The following is a 22,910-nucleotide window of genomic DNA, read 5'->3' on the forward strand; positions in this document are numbered from 1 at the left end:
CCCCCCGCCACCCAGGGCAGGGACGGGGTCACCCTACGCCGAGACACGCATCGCGGGTCCGGGTTATCCACAGGCAGATACGAGTTATCCACAGGGCCCGCGGCGAGGTTGCGCGAGCGGTAGCGTCCTCGCACCGGCAAGGATCCGGCCCCTCACCGGACAGCATGAGGGGTTTCTGAGGGCTTATGGAAGGACTTTGATGTTTGGTCAGCCCATTGCGCGACTGGTCACGCGTCACCGTCGATCAGAGCGGTCATGCGGCGGTGCTCGTCCGCCATGAGCGCCAGGATGAGGTGGCGCTGGGTGGCCGGCATCTCCGGGTTGTCGAGCAGCTGATCGAGCTGGGCGCCCATGTCGACCAGGCTCGGGCGCAACTCGGCCACGGCCGGGGAGATGGCGGCAAATGCCGGGGCCGGCGAGCCGGTGGGCACGGCTTCGGGCGCGGCGTGCGCTGGAGCTGCAGTGGATGCGCCGGGCACCAGGACTGTCGCCGGGTCGGCAGGCGCCGGGCCTGTCGCGGGACCGGTTGAGGCCGAGGCTGCTGGGGGATCGGCGGGTCCGAGGGCGGCAGCGGAGCCGGTGGGCGCCGGCGCTCCTGCGGGATCGGTGGGCGCCGGGGCTGCTGCGGGATCGGTGGGCGCCGGGGCTGTCGCGGAGCCGGTGGACGCCGAGGCCGGCGCAAAGTCGGACCCTGGGGCTGTCGCGGAGCCGGTGGACGCCGGGGTCGCAGCGGTGTCAGCAGGCGCCGGGGCTGTCGCGGAGTCGTGGCGTGCTGGGGCCGTGCCGGGGGTGCTCTGCGCGGGCCGGGTGGCCGACTCGTCGCCGGGGTGAGTGGGCGACTCATCGGACGCGTGCCGGGGCTTGAGCGCGCGGATCTCGACCGTGGGGGCCGCGGCGGCTTCGGACGTGGTGGTCGAATCGGTTCCAGCGAAGGAGGCGGCGGCGGGGGTGGCGGGAGATGAGGAACGCACCCGAGAAAGAAGATCGTTCAGAGCGTCAGTCAGCTCAGCCACCTCACGGGGGCTCTTCACCTCGGGCAACCGCTGCCCCGGGTCGGCCGGGTCCAGCTCCCGGGCGGCCCCCAGCAACCGCTGGAACGGCCGCAACACCAGCCCGGTAGCGAACCACACCCCGGCCGCGCTCAGGACGGCGGCGAGCAGTACCAGCAGATCCACGACCAGCACGTTATCGGTGTGCTGCTCGGACAGGTCGTCCAGGCTCATCAGAATCTGGAGTTGCCCCCCGGTGGGCAGGGTCTGCGCGAGGGACCGCCATTCGTCGTCTCCGGAGCTCACCGTCGAGTAGCCGTCTTTCGCCGGCATCGGGAATCCGGCGGACGACCCGACTTGTTTGAGCATTTCTCCGCCTTGGATGAGGCGGATCGCGAAGCTGCCGTCGGTGGGCAGGGACCCGTTTTTCTGCGCGGCGGCGCGTACCTGTTCGGCGCGGGCGGCGAGGACGCGGTCGAGGTCGTCGCGGTCGCGATGGTCGATCCGTACGACGATGAGCAGCCCGGCCAGCGCGACCACGAGCGCGACAAGTGCGGTGACGGTCAGCGTCAGCTGGGTGCGAAGCCTCATGGCCGGGGCGGGTTCCTCGGGGACGACGGCGGCGTGAAGTGCGGGGGCAAGGGCGAGGCTAGTGGAGCAACGAGCAGCCGGGAAGATCGGGACGGCCTGGCGAAGGGCAATGGTGCCGATAGGTGGGACAGGACCGCGACGGCCGGCCGAACGGCTAAACTAGTTCCTGCCCGCGTCGAGAGGCGCTGCGACGGTGACTGTCTTCGGCTGGTCTCCGCCACGCTCGGCCCGGGTTTCTGTAGCCAAGGGCGCCTCCTGATGAGGGAGGAGACCCCTCGTATGAGCACCGATCTTGCCAATAGCCGCCTGACCTCGGTCAACGGGGTCGAGTTCGCGGTGGCCGACATCAACCTGGCCGAGGCGGGCCGGCACCAGCTGCGGCTGGCCGAGCACGAGATGCCGGGCCTGATGTCGCTGCGTGCGGAGTTCGGCGACAGCAAGCCGCTGGCCGGGGCCCGGATCGCGGGTTCGCTGCACATGACCGTGCAGACCGCCGTGCTGATCGAGACGTTGGTGGCGCTGGGCGCGCAGGTGCGCTGGGTGTCCTGCAACATTTTCTCGACGCAGGACGAGGCGGCCGCCGCGGTTGTGGTCGGCCCCGAGGGCACCGTCGACAAGCCGGTCGGCGTCCCCGTTTTCGCCTGGAAGGGCGAGACGCTGGACGAGTACTGGTGGGCCACCATGAAGTTGTTCGACTTCGGTGACGGCCTGGGCCCGAACATGATTCTCGACGACGGCGGCGACGCGACCCTGCTGGTGCACAAGGGTGTCGAGTTCGAGGCGGCCGGCGCGGTGCCGCAGGCCACCGAGGACGACAACCACGAGTACCGGATCATCCTGGAGACGCTGCGCGGCAGCCTCGCGCAGGACGGGCAGCGGTTCACCCGGGTCGCGGCCGACATCCGGGGTGTGACCGAGGAGACGACGACCGGTGTGGCCCGGCTTTACAAGCTGGCCAAGGAGGGCACGCTGCTCTTCCCGGCGATCAACGTCAACGACGCGGTCACCAAGAGCAAGTTCGACAACAAGTACGGCATCCGGCACTCGCTGGTCGACGGGCTGAACCGGGCGACCGACGTGATGCTGGGCGGCAAGCTGGCCGTGGTCTGCGGTTACGGCGATGTCGGTAAGGGCGCGGCGGAGACGCTGCGGGGTCAGGGCGCCCGTGTGGTCGTCACCGAGATCGACCCGATCTGCGCACTGCAGGCCGCGATGGACGGCATGCAGGTCGCTACCCTGGAAGACGTCATCGCTCAGGGTGACATCTTCATCACCACCACCGGCGGCACCGACATCATCACCGCCGAGCACCTGGCGGCGATGAAGCACAACGCGATCGTCGGTAACGTCGGCCACTTCGACGACGAAATCGACATGGCGGGCCTGGCCAAGGTCCCCGGAATCGATAAGGTTGAAATCAAGCCGCAGGTGCACGAGTGGCGCTTCCCGGACGGTCACTCCGTGATCGTTCTTTCCGAGGGCCGCCTGATGAACCTGGGCAACGCGACCGGCCACCCCAGCTTCGTGATGTCGAACTCGTTCACCAACCAGGTGATGGCGCAGATCGAGCTGTGGACCAAGCCGGGTGAGTACGAGAAGCAGGTGTTCGTTCTTCCGAAACATCTGGATGAGAAGGTGGCCCGGCTGCACCTCGACGCCTTGGGTGTTCGGCTGACCACGCTCACCAAGAAGCAGGCGGAATACCTCGGGGTCGACATCGAGGGCCCGTACAAGCCGGAGCACTACCGCTACTGACAACTGCTTTCCCCGCCCGGCCTCATCGGTGGGGCCGGGCAGGGAAAGATGTTCACCGTGCACGTCGAGGAATCCCTGCTCTTCATCTTGGCCGCCGTCGGCGTGATCGTGGCGATCCGGGTGGTCGCCGAGAAGACGGGCTTGCCGGCCGCCGCTCTTCTCACGATCGTCGGCATCACGTACGCGGTGCTGCCGGGGCCGAACGTCGAGCTCGAACCCGAGCTGATCATGACGTATGTGATCCCGCCGTTGCTTTACAGCGCGGCGCTGGACGCGTCCTTGCTCGATATCCGCCGGCACATGCGTACGGTCGTCAGCCTGTCGGTCCTGCTCGTGCTGGCCACGGCGTTGCTGATCGGCGTCGGCATGAACCTGTTCGTGGCCGGGGCGACGCTCGCGGCCGGGATCGCGCTCGGCGCCGCCGTGGCCCCGCCCGACCCGGTGGCTGCCCTGGCCGTGGGCCGCCGTGCCGGGCTGCCGCCCAAGATGATCACCCTGATCCAGGGCGAGGGTCTGCTCAACGACGCGACCGCGCTGACGATTCTGACTGTGGCGATTGCCGCCACCGACGGGGACGGGTTCTCGTTCCCGTCCGCCACCTTGGAGTTCTTCATCATGGCGGCGGGCGGTGTCGTTGCCGGCATCGTGGTGGCGTACATCGTCCGTTATCTCCGGCATCTGCGGCACGACCCGCTCACCGCGAACGCGATCTCGCTCGCCACTCCCCTGGCGGCGTACGTGCTGGCCGAGTCGGTGCACGTCTCGGGTGTGCTGGCCGTCGTCATCGCCGGTCTGATCATCGGGCACGACTCGTCGCGGCACAGTGTGGCGGCCAGCCGGCTGCAGACCACCGCGGTCTGGCGGCTGGTCGATTTCCTGCTCGAGGGCCTGGTCTTCCTGCTCATCGGTCAGCAGCTGCCCACGGTGGTGGAGGGTCTGAGCGAGTACGAGACCTCGACCGTCGTCATCGCGGTGGCGGTCACGGTGGGGGTGACGCTTGTGCTGCGCCCGCTGTGGCTGATCCTGACCCAGTTGCTGCCGCGGTCGCTGCACATGCGTCTGGGTGGTGACCCGATGGGCGAGGACGACTCGGCTGACCCGGCACGCAAGGAACGCATGCGGGAGAAGGCGCTCACCGGCAAGGAGGTGACGGCGCTAAGTTGGGCCGGCACCCGTGGCGTGATCAGCTTGGCCGCCATCTTCACGCTGCCCGAGACGGTGCCGCAGCGCGACCTGCTGCATTTCTGCGCGTTCGTGGTGGTGCTGGTGACGCTGCTGGGTCAGGGTCTGACGTTTGCTCCGCTGGTGCAGTGGCTGGGGTTGCGGGCCAACAAGACCGACGAGGCCCGGGAGCGCAACGAGGCCCGGTCGGCGTCGGTGGAGGCGGCCCTGGTGCGGCTCGACGAGATCCAGGAGGAGCAGCACGACCACGTCGAGGACGTCGCCATCGAACACATGCGTAAGCAGCTGGAGGTGCGGCTGGAGCGGTACCGCCGCCGCCTGGACATGCTCGAGAAGGCGGAGTCGGACGAGGTGCCGGTGTCCCCGCAGTACGAGGCGGCGCTGATGGTGCGGCGCAAGGTGATCGAGGCGCAGCGCGAGGAGTTGCTGCGCTGGCGTGACGCGGGCAACTTGAACGACGAGGGTCTGCGCATTTTGGAGCGGGAGCTCGACCACGAGGAGCGGCTGCTGCCCGACCGGGGCCGCGCCTGAAAACGTGGCACGTTCGCTACACACGTGTGTAGTAACCTACACATGTGAGTAGCGATCTGACCGCCCGTGCCCGCATCCGTGACGCCGCCATCGAGCTCTTCGCGGAGCGTGGCGTCGAGGGCGCGACGATCCGCGACATCGCGCAGCAGGCCGACGTGTCATCCGGCCTGCTGCGTCACCATTTCGGCTCCAAGGAGGGGCTGCGTGACGCCTGCGACGAGTGGGCGCTCCACGAGCTGACCAAAGTCAGCGGCCAGTTCACCGAGTTCTCCTCCCTGGACGGCTTCACGCCGCGGACCCGGCTGCTCCAGAGCTATCTCATCCGCTCCATCCTGGACGGCTCACCCGCCGGCACCGCGATGTTCGACCGCATGCTCGAGTTCGGCGAAAGCTGGCTCGCCACCACGGATCTCAAGGTCGAAGATGCGCGGGCCTTCGTCGCGGCGCTGTCCGTGATGAAGATGTCGCTGTTCACGATGAGTGACCTCATGTCGCGGGCACTCGGCGTCGACGTCACTCAGCGCGAGGGCTGGGCTCGCATGCTGCGGGCCTCGCTCGACGTGTTCTCGCAACCCCTCATCACCGAAGCGCAGGCCCTGCAGGCTCGGGCCGCCATCGACCGGATCGCCGCCGGGGAGGACGCATCATGACCGAGGCCATCGAAGCGACGGGGCTCGTCAAACGGTTCGGCAAGGTCACCGCCCTGGACGGGCTCGACCTGCACGTCCGTACGGGCGAGGTGCACGGGTTTCTCGGTCCCAACGGGGCTGGCAAGACCACCACCATCCGCATCCTGCTCGGTCTGGCCCGGCACCACGGCGGGACGGTCCGCCTGCTCGGCGGCAACCCGTGGACCGAGGCGACCGAGCTGCACAAACGTCTCGCGTACGTGCCGGGTGACGTCACGCTGTGGCCCGCGCTGACCGGCGGCGAAGTGATCGACCTGCTCGGCCGGCTGCGCGGCGGGCTCGACCCGAGGCGCAAGGCGGAGTTGCTGGAGCGCTTCCAGCTCGATCCGCGCAAGAAGGGCCGCACGTACTCCAAGGGCAATCGGCAGAAGGTCGCCCTGATCGCGGCCCTTTCGTCCAATGTGGAGCTTTTGATCCTGGACGAGCCGACCTCGGGCCTGGACCCGCTCATGGAGGAGGTCTTCCGCGAGGTCGTCCTGGAGGAGAAACGGCGCGGCGACCGTACGGTCCTGCTCTCCAGCCACATCCTGGCCGAGGTCGAGGTGCTGTGCGACCGGCTGACGATCATCCGCGACGGCCGTACGGTCGAGACCGGCACACTGACCGAGATGCGGCACCTGACCCGCACGACCATCCAGGCCGAGCTGACCGGGCCGCCGGACGGGCTGGCCTCGCTGGCCGGGGTGCACGACTTCCGGCTCGATCACGATCGGGTGCGCTTCGACGTCGACACCGACGCCCTTGAACCGGCGCTGCGGACCCTGGTCGAGGTCGGGGTGAGGAGCCTGGTCAGCCAGCCGCCGTCGCTGGAGGAGCTGTTCCTGCGGCAGTATCAGAAGGACGAGCAGCGATGACCGGCACCGGCAAGCTGATCCGGCTGATCCTGCGCCGTGACCGCGTCGTCCTGCCACTGTGGGTGATCCTGCTGGGGCTCGTCCCCGCGGGTTACGTCGCCTCGTTCGAGGGGCTGTTTCCGACAGCGGCCCAGCGGGCCGAGTATGCACAGGTCGGCGCGGGCAACGCGGGTTTCGTCACCCTGTACGGGCCGTTGCACGGCTCGTCGCTGGGTGAGCTGGTGGCCTGGCGGGCCGGTTTCCTGCCCGTCCTGGTGGCGCTGTGTGCGCTGCTCGCGGTGGTGCGGCACACCCGCACCGACGAGGAGTCGGGCCGCACCGAGCTGGTCGGCGCGGCCGTGGTCGGCCGGCACGCCCAGCTGGCGGCCGCGCTGATCACCACGTGCGCCGCGAGCGTGCTGCTGGGTCTGGTGCTGACGGCGGCGATGATGGGGCAGGGCCTGCCGGCCGCGGGTTCGCTCGCCTTCGGGGCCGAGCTGGCCCTGGCCGGGTGCGTCTTCGCCGGGGCCGGTGCGGTGACGGCCCAGCTCACCGGCAGTGCGCGCGGGGCCCGGACGATCGGGCTGATGGCGCTCGCGTCCGCTTTCGTGCTGCGCGTCGGCGGCGACGTCTCGGCTCTGGGCGACGGGTCGCTCGCGTGGCTGAGCTGGCTCTCGCCGATCGGCTGGGTGCAACACCTCTTCCCGTACGGGGTGAACGACTGGCGGCCGGCCGCGGCGGCGCTCGTTGCCGTGGCCGGCCTGGCCGGGCTGGCCGGGCTGCTGCTGACCCGGCGCGACCTGGGGGCCGGTCTGCTGCCCGCGCGGCTGGGCCCGGCGTCGGCCCCACCCGGGTTGGGCACGCCGTTCGGGCTGGCCTGGCGCCTGCACCGGGGCCTGCTGCTGGGCTGGGGGGCCGGGTTCGCGCTGCTGGGCCTGGTCTTCGGTGGGGTCGGCGGCAGCGTGCTCGACATCGCGTCCGACAACGCCGGGCTGAGCGAGATCTTCGCCCGTCTCGGCGGCTCGGATGCGCTGGTCGACAGCTACTTCGCGGGCCTCGCGGGCGTGGTGGGGCTGATCGCGGCCTGTTACGCCGTGCAGGCCACGCTGCGGCTGCGCGACGAGGAGCAGACCGGGCACGCCGAGGCGGTGCTCAGCACGTCCGTCTCCCGTTACGCGTGGGCCGGCGCGCACCTGTTCTTCTCGCTGCTCGGCCCGGCCGTGGTGCTGGCGGCGGAAGGGGCGACGGCCGCGCTCGCTTACCCCGAAGGTGACGCGGGCGAGATCGTCGGCGGTGTGCTGGTGCAGCTGCCCGCGGTGTGGGTGCTGGCCGCGCTCGCGGTGCTGGCGTTCGGCCTCGTGCCCCGCCTGTCCGCGGTGGCCTGGGCGGCGCCCGCGCTCTGCCTGCTGATCTTGCTGGTCGGCCAGACCCTCCAGCTCGACCAGTGGTTCCTCGACCTGTCCCCGTTCACCCACATCCCCAAGCTGCCCGGCGGTGACCTTTCGGCCCTGCCCTTGGTGACGTTGGTGGTCGTGGCGGCGGCGCTGACGGCAGTGGGTCTGGCCGGTGTGCGCCGCCGCAACATCCCTGACTAGCTGACGGTGAGCCTCATCGACGGGGTGAAGCCGTACGCGTTGGTGCCACCGCCGGTGGCCACGACGCGCAGGGTCCACGTGCCGCGGGCGAAGGCGCGGGCGATCGAGTAGTTGCCGGCCGCGGTGATCTGGGTGCTCTGGATGGTCACCCACTCGCCGTCGGTGTAGCGCTGCAGGCTGGCCTGCACGCCGGAGGTGGCCGGGCGGACCGTGCCAGTGAAGGTGACCGTCTTGTTGGCCGTGGTCGACGTGGTGCTGGGGGTGGCCGTGACGGCATAGCGGACCGTGATCGCCGACGTGGGCGACGTCGCGCGCCACAACCCCGTTCGGGCCGGCACGTACGACGCCCGGTAGGCCGTCGTCACGGTGGGGTTCACCGTGTGGGTCCACGCTCCCGTCGCGTCCGCCTTGATCTGAGCCACCTGTGTCCACGTCGTCGCGGTGGCCGCCTTCTGCTCCACCACGACCGTGGCGGCGTTGGCCGGGGCCGGGGTGACCGTGCCGGTCAGCGTGACGGGGTTGGCGTAACCGGCGATCAGCGACGGCGGTGAGATCGTCACGTCGGCCCCGGACGGTTCGAGCTTCAGGATCTTCTCGGCGCTGTCGGCCCGGTTGCCACGCGCCCGGATGCCGATCTCGTACGTCCGCCCGGGGTCGAGTCCGGGCACGGTGAGCGTGGTGGTCGTGGCCGGCAGCACCCGCTCCGAGCCGGGCGTGATCCGCACGACGTAGCCGGTCACCGTGGGACCGCCGGGGGCCGAGTCCCAGCGGATGAACACCGTGCCGTCGGAGTCGGTGGGCTGCACATAACCCGTCGGTGTCACCGGCGGCACCGGCGGCGCGACCGTGTACGGCTGGGCGAAGACCGCCGTCTCGCCGTCGTCGTCGGTCACGGTGTATCGGAACGTCCCGGTGCCCTCCCGGGTCGGCGTGCCCTGCACTGTCACCCTGGTCATAAAGGGGATGCCCGGCTCCGGGGCGGCGGTGGCGGTCAGCCCGTCGGGCAGCCCGGTCGTCTCCACGGTGACCGGCTGCCGGTCGTTCAGGTAATAGTCGGGATAGTCGTCGAAGCGGACGAGGAACGAGACCTCGGCGCCGACGTTGAAGGTGTGCGAGGCGGGCAGCGGCGAGATCGGTTCCGGCGGCCCCTTGATGTACCAGGGCGCCGGCGTGAGGCTGGTCCGGTTGCCGTCCGGGTCGGTGGCCTCGATCCGCACGGACGCCCGGACCTTGACCGTCGGCGTGCCGCTGATCAGGCCTTCAGGGGTGATCGTGAGGCCGGTGGGCAGCTCGGACGCCGACCACACGACGGTTTGCCCCTGCGGGTCGCGGCCGGTCAGTTGAAGCTGCACCGCCGTGCCGATGTGGCCCGTCGCGAACTCGACCGGGTCGATCACGGGTGCGGTCGTCGACGGCGGCAGGGTGCCCGAGCCGTCCACGCCGACCGCCAGCCACGCGGCCTGCACACTGGACCGCTCGGGGCTGTCCGCGCCGTACAGGTCGGTGGCCGCCTGCAGCGTGGCCGTGCGCGCGCCGGCGAAGTCGGTGCTGGAGACCATGTAGGTGGTCAGCGCGCGATACCAGATGGCGCCGGCCGCGTCGTTGCCGATGCCGGTGACGGGAGCGGCACCCCCGCACGGGGAGCTGCTGCCCCACTGCGTCGTGCCGCTGCCCACGGCCAGGTTGTAGAAGAACTTGTTCGCGATGCCGGACGAGCGGTGCACGTCCAGGTCCTTGATCGTCGGGGTCCAGCACGACACCGAGCGGCCGACCCGGGTGGGCTCGTCCATCCGGCGCAGCGGCTCCGGGCCGGTCATCTCGGCGACCAGGTAGTCGGGCTCGTCGGCCGGGTTGTTCGCGGCGAACTCGACCAGTGTGCCGAAGATGTCGCTGGTCGCCTCGTTCAGGCCGCCCGACTCCCCCTCGTAGACCAGATCGGCGGTGCGGAAGGTGACCCCGTGCGCGAGCTCGTGGCCGACGATGTCGAGCGACGTGAACGGTTTGCGGCTCCCGTCGCCGTCACCGAACATCACGCAGGCGCAGAGGTCGCTCCAGGATGCGTTCGCCTCGTTGACGTCGTGGTGCACGTACGCGGTGGTGCCTTTGCCGTCGCCGGCGACGCCCGCGCGGCCGAACGTGCCGGCGAAGTAGTCCCACGTGCGGGCCAGGCCGTAGTGCACGTCGGCGCCCGCGGTGGCCCGGTCGGCCATCGTGCCGTCGCCCCACACGTCGTCGGCGTCGGTGAACGCCCGCGAGTTGGCCTCCGTGGGCGAGGCGGTGCTGTTCAGCGCATCCCGCGTCGAGCTGCCGCCCCGGTCCGGGTCGGTCAGGTCGAAAGCGCCTTCGGCCGTACGGGTGGTGGACAGCTTGACGTCGCCGTTGTGCAGGCCGTGCCCGGTCGACGTGTCGGCCGCGTGCACGAGCTCGTACGTGCGCCGGGTCTTGCCCGTGGTGGCGTCGACGATCACCACGCGGCGGTCCGCGACTGTCACTTCCCAGGCCAGAGCGGGCCGGCCCGCGTGGGCGTCGACTACCAGCCGGGCCTCGGCCGGCTTCTGCTTGGCCGCTTTGACGGCGGCCGCCTTCGAGATCTTGGGTTTGCGGGGGACGTCGATCGCCGCGTCCTGCGCCACAGTGGCGCCGGTGAGCTTGCCTGAGCCGCTGGTGTGCACGACGAAGTCGCCGCCCAGCACGTCGAGGCCGTTCCAGGTGCGGTCGAAGCGGACGTGCCGGTCACCGTCCCGGTCGGCCACGACGTCGCGCGCCTGGTACTTCTCGCCCGCGACGGCCCGAACGACCTTCTTGTTGGCGCGGACGACCTTGACCGCGGCGTCGACCTGCGCGGGCTCGGCGGCGGGCGGGGTGGACCGGCCGGCCTCGGCCGGTGCGCGCGACGGGACCGGCGTCGGCCGCCCGGCCGCAACCGTCTCCGGCGCCTGGGCCTGGCCGGACGGGGACGAGGGCGACGACACCGCGGCGTAGGTGCCCGCCCCGATCAGGGCCGCGGCGGCCACCGTGGCGATGATGATCCGGGCGTGGCTGCGCCTGACCGACATTTATTTGTCCCCCGTCAATATTGATGACGGCAAGGACAATAGACGATCAGGTGCCGCTGACGCTGCCCGTGGTGATGGCGCCGCTGCCGATGCCCCAGCGCTGCAGCAGCTCGGTGTAGACGCCGGTGCGGACCAGCTCGTCGAAGGCGGCCTGGACGGCGTCGCGCAGCTCCGGGGAGTTCTTGGCGAACGCCATGCCGAACAGGCCCGGCTCGTACTGGGTGGTCGAGGCCAGCTGGTAGAAGGCCTTGGTGCGGGTGTCAGTGGCCAGGTAGGCGGCGGGCGGGAAGTCGTTGAGGACGGCGGCGGCGCGGCCCGTGCGCAGTTCGACCAGGGCGTCCGCGTTGGTCTTGTAGAGCTTGATCGTCATCGGGTTGGCGCCGCAGGCGCGCTGCGACCTGTGGAGCAGGTCGGCCTGCACGGTGCCGCGCTCGGTCGACACCACCAGGCCGCACAGCGAGCGGAAGCCGGTGACGCCCTTGGGGTTGCCGCGCTGCACGATGATCGCCGTGCCGGTCGTGAAGTAGTCGACGAAGTCGGCCTTCTTGCGCCGCTCGGCGGTGTTGTTCATCGAGGACAGCACGCCGTCGTACTGACCGGCAGCCAGGTCGTCGAGCGCGGTGTGGAAGTCGCCCTGCACCATCTCGGCCTGGACGCCCAGCACCGAGCCGAGCGCGCTGGCCAGGTCGGGTGAGAAACCGATGATCGTACGGCCGTCGGCCGCGAACTGCTCCATCGGCGCGTAACTGGCGTCGGTCATGAAGCGGATCGTGCCGCGGGCCCGGATGCTCTCGGGCAGGCTGTCGTGCAGCGCCTGGTCGACCGCGATGCCTCCGTCGCTGGTCGGCACGGCTGCCGTTCCGGCCGGCGCGGCGCATCCGGCCACGGCGGCGAGCAGGACGGCGGCGAGCAGGACACGTTTCACGATACGGCTCCGGTGATCTCGTACGTCTTGATCTCGGCCCAGGGCACCGGGCGCGAGTACAGATAGCCTTGGGCCTCGTCGCAGCCGGCCCGGCGCAGCCAGTCGGCCACCTCCGGCGTCTCGATCCCCTCGGCGGTGACGCGGCTGCCCAGGCCGTGGGCGAGGGCGATGACCGCGCGGACGATGGCCTGGCTCGGCGGCGCGTCCAGCACGTCCTTGACGAACGTACGGTCGATCTTGACCTCGGCGATCGGCAGGCCGCGCAGCTGCGACATGCTGGTGTAGCCGGTGCCGAAGTCGTCGACCGAGATGCCGATGCCGCGGGCGGTCAGGTCGATCACCGCCTGCTCGGCCAGGCGGGTGTCGGCGGCCAGCGCGGTCTCGGTGATCTCGAGGAGCAGCCGGTGCGGCGCGGTGCCGTGCCCGGCCAGCAGGCCCGAGACGAAGTCGGCGAAACCGGGCTTCTCCACGTTGCGCGCCGAGACGTTGACCGACACGTCCCAGGTGCGGCCGGCGGCCGTCCACGCGGCCTGGTCGGCCAGTGCTCGCCGCAGCACCCAGGCGGTCAGCGGCTCGATCAGCCCGGACTGCTCGGCGGCGGGCAGGAACTCCGACGGCGGCAGCAGGCCCCGCTGCGGGTGCTGCCAGCGCACCAGCGCCTCGACCCCGACCACGGCACCCGAACGCAGGTCCACCTTGGGCTGGTAGTGCAGCACGAGCTCGTCGCGGGCCAGCGCGTGCCGCAGCTCGGCCTGCACGACCAGCCACTGGGTGGGGTGCGCCATGTCCTCGCCGGCGTAGACCACGATGTCGGCCGAGCCGCGCTTGCCGTGATACATCGCGGCGTCGGCCCGGCGCAGCAGCTCGCCGACCTCGTGACCGTGCTCGGGATACAGCGCGACACCGAAGCTGGCCTCGATGCTCAACGGCACCCCGTCCAGCACGACCTCGGTGGCCAGCGCCGCGCTCAGCGCGTCGAGCAACTCGCGTACGGTCGCGGCGTCGCTGCGCGGCAGGATCAGCGCGAACTCGTCGCCGCCGAGCCGGGCCAGGGTGTCGGCCGGGCGCAGCCCCGCCCGCAGCCGGCCGGCCACGACCGCGAGGAGCTCGTCGCCGGCGTGGTGGCCGAGGGTGTCGTTGACTTCCTTGAACCGGTCGAGGTCGACGAGCACGATGGCGCCGGGCTCGCCGTCGGGCGCGACCGCCGCGCGGGCCCGCTCGTGGAACGCGGCCCGGTTGGGCAGGCCGGTCAGCGCGTCGTGCAGCGCCTCGTGCGCCTGCCGCTGGGCGTAACGGCGCAGCGAGCGCGTGGTCGACCAGGAGATGAGGCCGAGCACGAGGTAGAGCAGCCCGAGGCCGCCGCCCAGCCGCCAGTAGGTGACCGTGTTCTGCTCGTGCAGGCGGGCCGCGATGTGCTCGTACGGCAGGTAGAGCTCCAGCACCCCCACCGACTGGCCCGAGGCGCTGGCCACGATCGGTTGCAGCACCCGGATGACCTGACCGGCGGGCGCCTCGGGCGCGCTCAGCAGGCCGACCTCGGTGTGCCCGGCGGCGGCGGACCGGAACGCGGGGTCGCTGATCGAGACCCCGCCCGCGGTGGTGCCGTCGTCCGAGAAGACCACCTGACCGGTGAAGCCGCGGACCCGCAGCCGCAGCACGGAGTCGTTGTAGATGGCCAGGTCGGTGGCACGCTGCAGCCGGTCCCGCTGCTCGGTGGTGAGCCCGGCGGCCAGGTCGGCCTCGGCCAGCGCGGGCGCCACAGCCATCTCGGCGATCACGGCGGCCTGCGCGCGGCCCTGGTCCTGACCCCAGCGCCGGGCGTCCTCGGCGGTGCCGTGCAGCATCACCGCGCCCAGCGTCCCGATCGGCACCAGGCTGGCCACGGCGTACGCGGCGAACAGACGCGTGCTCGTCCGCACACCCGCCCTGGTTGATCCGCGTCGCCACACGGCGAGTTAATCGACGGCGCCCCGGGCGTCTTGAGAGTTCCGGTGGTGCCGGTCACGGGTGCGGAGCAGTGCGGTTGCGCCGAGGGCCGCGATCAGCGAGCCCAGCAGCACGCCGACCTTGGGTTCGGGAGCAGCGCCGAACGCGAGCTCGCCGATCAGCAGCGACACCGTGAACCCGATCCCGCCCAGGACGGACAGGCCGAGCAGGTCGAGCCAGGACACCCCGGCCGGGAGTTCGGCCCGGGTGAAGCGCTGCACGAGCCAGGTGGCGCCGGTGATGCCGACGGTCTTGCCGGCCACGAGACCCACCACGATGCCGACCGTGACCGGGTCGAGCAGGGCCGCCCCGAAGTCGCCGCCGACCGTCACCCCGGCCGCGAAGAACGCGAAGACGGGCACGGCGACGCCGGACGAGATCGGCCGCCAGACATGCTCGAAACGTTCGGCCGCCGCGGGTTCGCGGACCGGGACGGTGAAGGCCAGCAGCACCCCGGCCACCGTGGCGTGCACCCCGGATTCGTGCATCAGCGCCCACGCGGCGGCGGCCAGGGGCAGCAGGGCCCACCAGGCCCGGACGCCCCGCTGGGTCAGGAACCCGAACACCGCGATCGGCAGCAGGCTGAGCAGCAGCGCGACGACGTGCAGGGAGGAGGTGTAGAAGATCGCGATCACGGCGATGGCCAGCAGGTCGTCCACCACGGCCAGGGTGAGCAGGAACAACCGCAGGCCCGGCGGCAGGCTGCGGCCCACGACGGCCAGCACGGCCAGCGCGAACGCGATGTCGGTGGCGGTGGGGATCGCCCAGCCGCGCAGGCCGTCACCCCCGCCCACCAGGTTGATCACCGTGTAGAGCACGGCCGGCACGATCATGCCGCCGACCGCGGCCGCGACCGGCAGCGTGGCCTTGCGCGGATCCCGCAGGTCACCCATGACCAGTTCGCGCTTGAGTTCGAGGCCGGCCACGAAGAAGAAGATCGCCAGCAACCCGTCCGAGGCCCACTTCGCGACGGTCAGCCCGAGATCGGCTTGCGCGATCGCGTGATAACTGCCCGACCACGGCGAATTCGCCCAGACGAGGGCAGTGAACGCGGCGCCCAGCAGAAGGAAGCCGGCGGTGGTGTCACTGCGCAGGGCAGCGGCGAGGCGGGTGAGCACGGGCGTCTCCAGGGTCGGCGAAGCGATCGCCGACCAGACTTCCCGGCACACCGTCACCCACCCTATCGAAAATCGCGTTGCCGTTCCGGTGCGTGCCGCGTTGACACGGCGTGCGTATCTCAGAGCATGTCCGCCGGGCTGTCGTGGCCGGCGCCGCGGCCCTCGCGGTGGGCGTCACCGCCCAGCCCGCCCTGGCCGTGGTCGGTGCGAGCGCGGCCCGGACGGCGCCGTCGTTCAACGGATCGGTCTACGCGATCGCGTACCGCGGCGACACGGTCTACGTCGGCGGCTCCTTCACCCGCATGACGATCGAGGGGCGCACGGTGACCCGCAACCGGCTGGCCGCCTTCTCGGGGCGCACCGGCGAATTGCTCGACTGGGCCCCGTCGGCCGACGGCACCGTACGGGCCCTGGCCGTCGTCCCCGGCCACGTCTACGTGGGCGGCGACTTCGACGAGGTCAACGGCGAGGAGCGGGACTCGATCGCCCGGATCGACGCGGGTTCGGGCGAGACCGGCGCGTTCGCGCACAGCATCGAAGGCGGTGTGCGCGCGCTCGCCGTCGGGCACGGCCGCCTGTACGCGGCCGGGACGATCAGCGAGGTCGACGGCGACGACCGGGGCAACGTGGCGGCCTTCGCGCTGGCTGACGGCCGGGTCGACGACGACTGGACCCCGCGCACCGACGGGCTGGTCAACGCTCTCGCCGTACGAGGGAACCGGGTCTATCTGGGTGGCAGCTTCCACCGGACCAACGGCGTGAGCACCGCCCGCCGGCTGGCCGCGGTGCGGGCCGGCGACGGTGAGGTCGACCGGGGCTTCCGCGCCTCGGCCCCCGCGCTCGTGCACGCCCTGGCCGTCGACAACTCCGGCGTCTACGCGGCGATGGGCGGCGCGGGCGGACGGGCCGCGGCGTACTCCACCGGCGGGCAGAACCGCTGGACCCGGGTCTTCGACGGCGACGCGCAGGCCGTCGCGGTGCTCGACGGCGTCGCGTATGTGGGCGGCCACTTCGACCGGGCCTGCGCGAACGGCGACGACGCGGACAACGGCGAATGCGACGCGGGCTCGGTGCGGCGGGTCAAACTGGCCGCGGTCGAGCGCGACGGCTCGCTCAGCCGGTGGGCGCCGCAGGCCAACGGCGTGATCGGCGTGCGCGCACTGGCGGTGAACCCGGACCGGGGCACGGTGGCCGCGGGCGGCGACTTCACCACGATCGGCGGGCAGGCGCAGCGGCGTTACGCGTCGTTCGGCTGATCCGGTGTTGCGACACGCTCTGCTCAGCTCCCTGGCCCTGCTCGTCGCGGGCACGGCGACCGCGGCCCCGGCGCAGCCGGAGAGCACGGTCCGCTACACCTTCGACGGGCCGTCGCCGCTGGCCGACGTCAGCGGGCACGGCCACGATCTGACCCCGGTCAGCCGCAACGGCGGCACCTTCGGCACGGTCGCCCGCAACGGCGGGAAGGCACTGGTCTTCCCACCGCCGTGTGCCCAGGAGCCCTGCCCGCGGATCGCCCTGCGTGCGCCGACCACCGCGCAGCTCAACCCGGGGCGGCGGCCGATCCGGTTCGGCGCGTCGGTGCGGCTGGCCGCCGACCAGACCACCAAGGGCGAGAACGTGATGCAGAAGGGCTACTCCGTACGGGGCAGCCAGTACAAGCTGCAGATCGACGGGCTGGCCGGCCGGCCCAGTTGTGTGCTGGTGGACGACCGCCGGCCCGACATCCACGCGGCGATCAGCGGCGTGGGCGTCGCCGACGACCGCTGGCACGACCTGGAGTGCCGGCGCCGCGGCACCCGCCTGACGATCCTGGTCGACGACGTGGTGCGCGGCCGGGCCACCCTGCCGGCCGACCTGTCGGTCAGCAACCACATCCCGTTCAGCCTCGGCGGCAAGGGTTCGTTCGCCGACAACGACCAGTTCCAGGGCATGCTGGACGACGTCTGGGTGCAGATCGGCTAGGTGTGCCGCCCAGCCAGGTCAGGAACGCGGCTGGGCCGAACCCTAGGCCGGCGGCAGCTTGTAGGGCTTCGAGACGACCTCGACGTTGCTGAACCAGCTCGTCAGGTGAATGCGGACCTCGGGTGTGCCGGCCACCCGGGGCACCGCGGCCAGGTGCATGTTGCGGCTCGAGAAGACGACCGTGCCGCTCAGGTCGACCTCGACTCCCTCGGGCACGATCACCTTGAACTCGCCGAACAGGCTGGTGCCGGCGATCTCGATGACGTCGGCGCCGGTGAGCACCTCGCGCAGGTCGAGCTCGGTCGCGCCGAACATCGTGAACACCTTGAGCCGGGGCGTGCGCAGCCGCCAGCGGCCCCGGCGCTTGTTCTCGCTGAAGACGGTGACGACCTGGTCGACGGTGCTGGCCGAGCCGACGATCGGGGTCTGGTCGAGCCCGTCGGTGGCCCGGGCCAGCTCGTCGGGGGTGTCGGCGGCCCAGACCGCGCCGACCCGCACGCTGAACTGCTCCAGGGTCAGCCGGCCGTCGCCCGCCGCCCGCTGCAGCAGCTCGGCGGCGCGCTCGCGCTCGGGTTCGGACGGCGGCACGCGCATCGGAGTGGTCACCGGAGGAATCCTAGGACTTGCGGGCCACGACGCCGTAGACCGCGACCTCGGCCGGTGTCGGCCGCGGGCCGGGTTCCTCGTCGGCGCGCCACTCGCTGACCGGCACGATCCCCGGTTCGAGCACCTCGAGCCCTTCGACCAGCACCCCGACCTCGTCGGCGGTGCGCACGAACGCGTCGAGCTGACCCCGGGCCATCAGGGCGGCGAACCGGGCCCGGGTCTGCTCGTCGGCGAAGTCGGCCGTGCCGTTGCTGATGGCCACGAAACTGCCGGACGGCAACGCGTCGAGCAGCGTGCGCACGATGCGGGCGGCCTCGCCGGTGTCCTCGATGAAATGCAGCACCGCGATGAGCATGACCGCCACCGGCTGCCGCAGATCGAGCACTTCGCGCAGGGCCGGGTCGGCCAGGATCTTCCCGGGGTCGCGCAGGTCGGCCTCGATGTACGCCGTACGCCCCTCGGGGGTGCTGGTCAGCAACGCGCGCGCGTGCACCAGCACCATCGGGTCGTTGTCGACGTAGACGATCCGCGCGTCGGGAGCGATGCGCTGGGCCACCTCGTGCGTGTTGTTGGCCGTGGGCAGGCCGGTGCCGATGTCGAGGAACTGGCGGACGCCGGCCTCCGCCGCGAGGTGGGTGACCGCGCGGCGGAGGAAGCCCCGGTTCTCGACCGCGGTGATCCGGATCGTCGGGAAGTTCTTGGCGATCAGGTCGCCCGATTCACGATCGACGGCGAAGTTGTCCTTTCCGCCGAGCCAGTAGTTGTAGCGGCGGGCGGAATGCACTCGCGTCTCGTCGACCATCGCCGGATTCTAATCCAAAGTGGATCAATTTATGGGTGACCGGTTTCAAACTTGCCGGAAATCGATGCCCAGCAGTGAGGCCGCCGCCTTGTAGTCGGCCGCGCGGTGCCCGAGCGAGAGCGACCAGTGGTGACCGACCCCCGAAGCGCTCCAGTCGTCGACCCACTCGCCGGGGTCGCGGCCGAAGTCGACCCGGCTCGTGGTGTTGCCGATGGCCAGCAGCGGGCCGTCGACCACGGTGCCCTCGCCCGCGATGAACGACAGCGAGCCGTCCCGGTCCTGGCCCAGCCCGAGCAGGGTGACCGGCCCCGGCCGTACGTCGAACTCGACCGAGACACCCCAGCCGCGCTTGCCGTGATAGACGCCGAGACCTCGCAGCAGCGGCTGTTTCGCGCTGACGGCCAGGTGAGCCGGGCCGTCGTGGCCCATCTCGACCACGTTGTCCTCGAAGTTCAAAGCCTGGATCTCGCAGAAGGATCCGCCCGCCCCGGCCACCTGAGTGGCCAGCTGGGCCACGGTCGTGCGCAGCTCGTACTCGCCGGTGGCCGGGATGCCCCGCGCGGTCAGCAGCGACGCGCCCAGGATCATGCCCGCGCCCAGCCGTTCGTGCTGCTCGCCGGCCAGCCCGCGGTGGTAGTAGGCCAGGCTGTCCAGGTCGAAGTCGTCGGCCAGCCGGTCCAGCCCGACCGAGACACGGGCGCCCCAGGCGAAGTCGTCCTCGTTGACCGAGTCGTCCAGCACGAAGATCTTGCGGGCCAGGTCCATCCGCTCGGCCACCTCGTCGTCGCTGACGGCGAGGGTGCGTTCGCGCAGGTCGTCGAACTCGAGCACCTCGACGTGGGAGCCGAACGTGGTGGGCAGCAGGGTCAGGTCGGTCGAGACGTCGAGCATGCCCGGATAGAGGTGACCCATCAGGCCGTGCCGGGCCTCGCGCAACGCCGCCCGTACGCGGGCGGCGGTGATCCACTGCGAGATGCGGGCCCAGGCCGACTCCTGCCGCAGCCAGCCGGTGACCGAGCGGAACGGGATGCCGGCCCGGCGGAACAGGTTGCCCACCTCGGGCACCGGGCACTGCCCGCAGTAGGCCAGCCACGAGCCGGTGTCGAAGGAGGCGTGGTCCATCTTCTCGGTCGGCTGCAGGTCGATGACCAGCACCGGGCTGCCGGCCCGCTGGGCGATCGGCAGCACCATCGACGAGGTGAGATAGGTGGTCAGGAACAGCACGATCAAGTCGCAGTCGGCCCGGCGCAGCTGCTCGGCGGCGGCCGTGCCCTCCTGGGCGTCCGAGATGAACCCGACGTCGGTGACCTCGGCGTCCATCTCCTGGAAACGCTCGGAGACGTAGCGGGCGGACTCCTGCAGCTGGGGCAGCAGGTGCGGGAACTGGGGCCAGTACGTGCCGAGGCCACCGGCCACCAGCCCGATACGGATCTTCCGGCGGGGTTTCGGGGTAAGGATCATGCTGCCTCCTGGACGAGGACGATGTGGAGATGGCGGGGGCCGTGCACCCCCTCGACGCGGTTGAGCTCGATGTCGCTGGTCGCCGACGGGCCGCTGATCCAGGTCAGCGGGCGGCCGGGGGTCAGGCGGGCCACGGCCTCGGGCACGCTCGCCACCACCTGATCGGCGCGGAGCACGCAGATGTGCAGGTCGGGCAGGAGGGAGAGGATGCGGCGGCCCTGATCCTCTCCGGCGTCCAGCACGACGGTGCCGGTCTCGACCACCGCCACCGCGGCCGCCGTGACCACGCCGTCGGCGGCGGCGATCTGATCCTGACTCAGGCCGTCGTCCCGGATGAATCGGACCGCGAGCCATTCGTCGGGCACTCCGGGCGGCACGACGACCTGGCCGTCACCGACGATCTCGCGGATCGTGCCGGAAATATCGGCCGTGCGGTGGACGACGGCCTGGTAATCGACCAAGCGCTCGACCAGCAAGTCAAGATCGACGGGGGCCTCGCCGCGACGGTAGTCCCGCGGCACCTCCGGCTCGGACGGGTTCTCGCCGAGCGCCTCCCGGATCCGGCGCAGAATCAGGTTCTTGCTGCTCATCGTCCCCACCGCCGCTCGCCGCCGCTGCTCATCGTCCCCACCGCCGCTCGCCGCCGCTGCTCATCGTCCCCACCGCTGCCCGCCGCCGCTGCTCATCGTCCTCGCCACCAGTCCCGGAACGTCTCGGCCGGCGGTTCCGGCAGATCACGGCTGGCCGCCCACCCGTTCAGTGGCGGTGGCAACCCCCGCCCGCGCCGGCCGAGCAGTTTGGCCGCCTTGGCCGCCCGCTGCGCCCGCTCGTAGAGCTTGGGGTGGTCCATCGTGTACGCCGCCGCGGCCATCGCCGTCTTCTCCGAGCGCGGATGCGGGGCCTGGTTACGCAGGTGCACGAGGATGGACGGGATGTCGATCTTGACCGGGCACGCATCGAAGCAGGCGCCGCACAGCGACGACGCGTACGGCAGGGACGCGTTGTCCTCGACGCCGGTGAGCTGGGGCGACAGCACCGCGCCGATGGGGCCGGGATAGACCGAGCCGTACGCGTGCCCGCCCGTCCGCTCGTACACCGGGCACACGTTGAGGCAGGCCGAGCAGCGGATGCAGTGCAGCGCGGACCGTCCCACCTCGTCGGCCAGCACCGCCGTACGCCCGTTGTCCAGCAGCACCAGGTGGAAGTTCTGCGGCCCGTCGCCCGGCGTCACCCCGGTCCACATCGACGTGTACGGGTTCATCCGCTCGCCGGTCGACGCGCGCGGCAGCAACTGCAGGAACACCTCGAGGTCCTGCCAGGCCGGGACGACCTTCTCGATGCCCATCACGGTGATCAACGTGTCGGGCAGGGTCAGGCACATCCGGCCGTTGCCCTCGCTCTCGACCACCGCCAGCGTGCCGGTCTCGGCGACGCCGAAGTTCGCGCCGGACACGGCCACCTTGGTCGACAGGAACGTCTCGCGCAGGTAGCGCCGCGCCGCCCCGGCCAGCTCGGGCGGATCGTCGGTCAGCGCCGGGTCGACCCCGGGCATCTCGCGCAGGAAGATCTCGCGGATCTCGGAGCGGTTGCGGTGGATCGCCGGCACCAGGATGTGCGACGGCTTGTCGTGCCCGAGCTGCACGATGAGTTCGGCCAGGTCGGTCTCGACCGGCGTGATCCCGGCGCCCTCCAGGGCCTCGTTGAGCCCGATCTCCTGAGTGGCCATCGACTTGACCTTGATGACCCGTTTCTCGCCCGTCGCCGCGACCAGCTCGGTGACGATCCGGTTGGCCTCCTCGGCGTCGGCCGCCCAGTGCACCACCCCGCCCGCGGCCGTCACGCGCTCCTCGAGCTGTTCGAGCAGCCGGGGCAGATTCGCCATCGTGTACGCCTTGAGGGCCGAACCCGCCGAGCGCAGTTCCTGCCAGTCCGGCAGTTCGGCGATCACCCGGCCCGACTTGCCGCGGATCGTGGTGGTGGCGTGCTGCAGGTTGCGCCGCAGCTGCGGGTCGGCCAACGCGACCTTGGCCGCCGCGGGGAAGGGCCGGTCGCCGCGCAGATGCCCCACGCCTTTGGGTGCGTGCGTGCTCATGCCGTCGCCTCCGTACTCGCCAGGATCTCCGCCAGGTGGACCGTTCGCACGCCCGTACGCAGCCGGGACAGTCCGCCACCGATGTGCATGAGGCAGGACGCGTCGCCCGCCGTGCAGACGTCGGCGCCGGTGTCGAGCACGTGCCGCATCTTGTCGGCCAGCATCGCCGTCGACGTGTCGGCGTTCTTGACCGCGAACGTGCCGCCGAACCCGCAGCACTGCTCGGCCTGCGGCAACTCGACCAGGTCGAGCCCGCGCACCTGGCGCAGCAGCCGCAGCGGGCGGTCGCCGACCCGCAGCACGCGCAGCGAGTGACACGTCGGGTGATAGGTGACCCGGTGCGGGTAGTAGGCGCCCACGTCTTCGATCTTGAGCACGTCGATGAGCAGCTCGGACAGCTCGTACGTGCGCTCGGCGACGGCCTCCGCGCGCGCGGCCAGCCCTTCCTGCCCCGCCTGTCGCGCGACCGTCGCGTGCTGGTGCCGGATCGAGCCCACGCAACTGCCCGAGGGGGCCACCACCACGTCGCACGGCTCGAACGTGCGCACATATCGGCGTACGAGGGGAAGGGCTTCTTTTTGATAGCCCGTGTTGACGTGCATCTGGCCGCAGCAGGTCTGCTCGGGCGGGAAGACGACCTCGTGGCCGAGCCGCTCGAGCAACTGAACTGTCGCCTTGGCCGCCGCGGGGAACATCGTGTCGGCCAGACAGGTCGCGAACAACGCGATACGCACCGG

The 22,910-nt window shown here is 71.1% G+C and carries 18 protein-coding genes; 7 read left to right on the top strand and 11 right to left on the bottom strand.

Annotation, left to right across the window (positions count from 1 at the left end; all coding sequences use genetic code 11):
• Positions 1-227: 227 nt before the first annotated feature.
• Positions 228-1,580 carry a HAMP domain-containing protein gene (locus tag BKA14_RS28495; protein WP_184953888.1) on the bottom strand — a complete coding sequence of 451 codons (1,353 nt, stop codon included), beginning with the start codon at positions 1,578-1,580 and terminating at the stop codon, positions 228-230.
• Between the two features lie 279 nt (positions 1,581-1,859).
• Here BKA14_RS28495 and ahcY point away from each other — a divergent pair, with 279 nt between their 5' ends.
• The 5 genes from ahcY to BKA14_RS28520 are packed head-to-tail and all read left to right on the top strand — an operon-like array spanning position 1,860 to position 8,165.
• Positions 1,860-3,335, top strand: coding sequence for an adenosylhomocysteinase (ahcY, locus tag BKA14_RS28500; protein WP_184953889.1), 1,476 nt, complete (start codon positions 1,860-1,862; stop codon positions 3,333-3,335).
• A gap of 48 nt (positions 3,336-3,383) precedes the next feature.
• Positions 3,384-5,048 (top strand): Na+/H+ antiporter, encoded by a 1,665-nt coding sequence (locus BKA14_RS28505; RefSeq protein ID WP_184953890.1) that lies wholly within the window; start codon positions 3,384-3,386, stop codon positions 5,046-5,048.
• A gap of 44 nt (positions 5,049-5,092) precedes the next feature.
• On the top strand, positions 5,093-5,698 hold the full coding sequence (locus BKA14_RS28510; protein ID WP_184953891.1) for a TetR/AcrR family transcriptional regulator: 606 nt from the start codon (positions 5,093-5,095) through the stop codon (positions 5,696-5,698).
• The gene (locus BKA14_RS28515; RefSeq protein WP_184953892.1) at positions 5,695-6,591 is read left to right on the top strand and encodes an ABC transporter ATP-binding protein; all 897 of its coding nucleotides are present in this window, start codon (positions 5,695-5,697) and stop codon (positions 6,589-6,591) included. The genes BKA14_RS28510 and BKA14_RS28515 overlap by 4 nt, the downstream gene beginning before the upstream one ends.
• On the top strand, positions 6,588-8,165 hold the full coding sequence (locus tag BKA14_RS28520) for an ABC transporter permease (protein ID WP_184953893.1): 1,578 nt from the start codon (positions 6,588-6,590) through the stop codon (positions 8,163-8,165). Before BKA14_RS28515 ends, BKA14_RS28520 begins: the two co-directional genes overlap by 4 nt.
• Here the strand turns inward: BKA14_RS28520 and BKA14_RS28525 are convergent.
• Genes BKA14_RS28525 through nhaA form a run of 4 tightly spaced genes read right to left on the bottom strand, consistent with a single transcriptional unit; the run spans position 8,162 to position 15,277 of the window.
• Complete coding sequence (locus BKA14_RS28525; RefSeq protein ID WP_184953894.1) at positions 8,162-11,221, bottom strand: M4 family metallopeptidase; 3,060 nt, start codon at positions 11,219-11,221, stop codon at positions 8,162-8,164. The genes BKA14_RS28520 and BKA14_RS28525 overlap by 4 nt on opposite strands.
• A 46-nt stretch (positions 11,222-11,267) precedes the next feature.
• A complete protein-coding gene (locus BKA14_RS28530; protein WP_184953895.1) occupies positions 11,268-12,146 on the bottom strand; it encodes an ABC transporter substrate-binding protein in 879 nt (292 codons plus the stop codon).
• Positions 12,143-14,065 carry a putative bifunctional diguanylate cyclase/phosphodiesterase gene (locus BKA14_RS28535; protein ID WP_239093359.1) on the bottom strand — a complete coding sequence of 641 codons (1,923 nt, stop codon included), beginning with the start codon at positions 14,063-14,065 and terminating at the stop codon, positions 12,143-12,145. Before BKA14_RS28535 ends, BKA14_RS28530 begins: the two co-directional genes overlap by 4 nt.
• A 36-nt stretch (positions 14,066-14,101) precedes the next feature.
• Complete coding sequence (nhaA, locus tag BKA14_RS28540) at positions 14,102-15,277, bottom strand: Na+/H+ antiporter NhaA (RefSeq protein ID WP_184957011.1); 1,176 nt, start codon at positions 15,275-15,277, stop codon at positions 14,102-14,104.
• 83 nt (positions 15,278-15,360) lie between these two features.
• Here nhaA and BKA14_RS28545 point away from each other — a divergent pair, with 83 nt between their 5' ends.
• On the top strand, positions 15,361-16,506 hold the full coding sequence (locus tag BKA14_RS28545; protein WP_184953896.1) for a hypothetical protein: 1,146 nt from the start codon (positions 15,361-15,363) through the stop codon (positions 16,504-16,506).
• 4 nt (positions 16,507-16,510) lie between these two features.
• Positions 16,511-17,212 carry a LamG domain-containing protein gene (locus BKA14_RS28550; RefSeq protein ID WP_239093360.1) on the top strand — a complete coding sequence of 234 codons (702 nt, stop codon included), beginning with the start codon at positions 16,511-16,513 and terminating at the stop codon, positions 17,210-17,212.
• Positions 17,213-17,254: 42 nt separating this feature from the next.
• Here BKA14_RS28550 and BKA14_RS28555 read toward each other — a convergent pair whose 3' ends face one another.
• The 6 genes from BKA14_RS28555 to BKA14_RS28580 form a co-directional block, all read right to left on the bottom strand.
• Positions 17,255-17,818, bottom strand: coding sequence for a DUF1707 SHOCT-like domain-containing protein (locus tag BKA14_RS28555; protein ID WP_239093362.1), 564 nt, complete (start codon positions 17,816-17,818; stop codon positions 17,255-17,257).
• Between the two features lie 10 nt (positions 17,819-17,828).
• Positions 17,829-18,620 (bottom strand): SAM-dependent methyltransferase, encoded by a 792-nt coding sequence (locus BKA14_RS28560; protein ID WP_184953897.1) that lies wholly within the window; start codon positions 18,618-18,620, stop codon positions 17,829-17,831.
• Positions 18,621-18,665: 45 nt separating this feature from the next.
• Positions 18,666-20,081 carry an L-fucose/L-arabinose isomerase family protein gene (locus tag BKA14_RS28565; protein ID WP_184953898.1) on the bottom strand — a complete coding sequence of 472 codons (1,416 nt, stop codon included), beginning with the start codon at positions 20,079-20,081 and terminating at the stop codon, positions 18,666-18,668.
• Positions 20,078-20,671: a LutC/YkgG family protein gene (locus BKA14_RS28570; protein WP_184953899.1), complete on the bottom strand. Its 594-nt coding sequence runs from the start codon at positions 20,669-20,671 to the stop codon at positions 20,078-20,080. Before BKA14_RS28570 ends, BKA14_RS28565 begins: the two co-directional genes overlap by 4 nt.
• 92 nt (positions 20,672-20,763) lie before the next feature.
• Positions 20,764-22,173: a LutB/LldF family L-lactate oxidation iron-sulfur protein gene (locus BKA14_RS28575; RefSeq protein WP_184953900.1), complete on the bottom strand. Its 1,410-nt coding sequence runs from the start codon at positions 22,171-22,173 to the stop codon at positions 20,764-20,766.
• A complete protein-coding gene (locus tag BKA14_RS28580) occupies positions 22,170-22,907 on the bottom strand; it encodes a (Fe-S)-binding protein (RefSeq protein ID WP_184953901.1) in 738 nt (245 codons plus the stop codon). Before BKA14_RS28580 ends, BKA14_RS28575 begins: the two co-directional genes overlap by 4 nt.
• Positions 22,908-22,910 lie beyond the last annotated feature (3 nt).

The sequence above is a fragment of the Paractinoplanes abujensis genome (assembly GCF_014204895.1).
Lineage (GTDB): Bacteria > Actinomycetota > Actinomycetes > Mycobacteriales > Micromonosporaceae > Actinoplanes > Actinoplanes abujensis.

Coding starts and splice junctions, on each gene's coding strand:
- BKA14_RS28515 (WP_184953892.1), top strand. CDS start 5,695: ATGACCGAGGCCATCGAAGCGACGGGGCTCGTCAAACGGTTCGGCAAG.
- ahcY (WP_184953889.1), top strand. CDS start 1,860: ATGAGCACCGATCTTGCCAATAGCCGCCTGACCTCGGTCAACGGGGTC.
- BKA14_RS28520 (WP_184953893.1), top strand. CDS start 6,588: ATGACCGGCACCGGCAAGCTGATCCGGCTGATCCTGCGCCGTGACCGC.
- BKA14_RS28525 (WP_184953894.1), bottom strand. CDS start 11,221: ATGTCGGTCAGGCGCAGCCACGCCCGGATCATCATCGCCACGGTGGCC.
- BKA14_RS28495 (WP_184953888.1), bottom strand. CDS start 1,580: ATGAGGCTTCGCACCCAGCTGACGCTGACCGTCACCGCACTTGTCGCG.
- BKA14_RS28570 (WP_184953899.1), bottom strand. CDS start 20,671: ATGAGCAGCAAGAACCTGATTCTGCGCCGGATCCGGGAGGCGCTCGGC.
- BKA14_RS28560 (WP_184953897.1), bottom strand. CDS start 18,620: ATGGTCGACGAGACGCGAGTGCATTCCGCCCGCCGCTACAACTACTGG.
- BKA14_RS28575 (WP_184953900.1), bottom strand. CDS start 22,173: ATGAGCACGCACGCACCCAAAGGCGTGGGGCATCTGCGCGGCGACCGG.
- BKA14_RS28565 (WP_184953898.1), bottom strand. CDS start 20,081: ATGATCCTTACCCCGAAACCCCGCCGGAAGATCCGTATCGGGCTGGTG.
- BKA14_RS28505 (WP_184953890.1), top strand. CDS start 3,384: ATGTTCACCGTGCACGTCGAGGAATCCCTGCTCTTCATCTTGGCCGCC.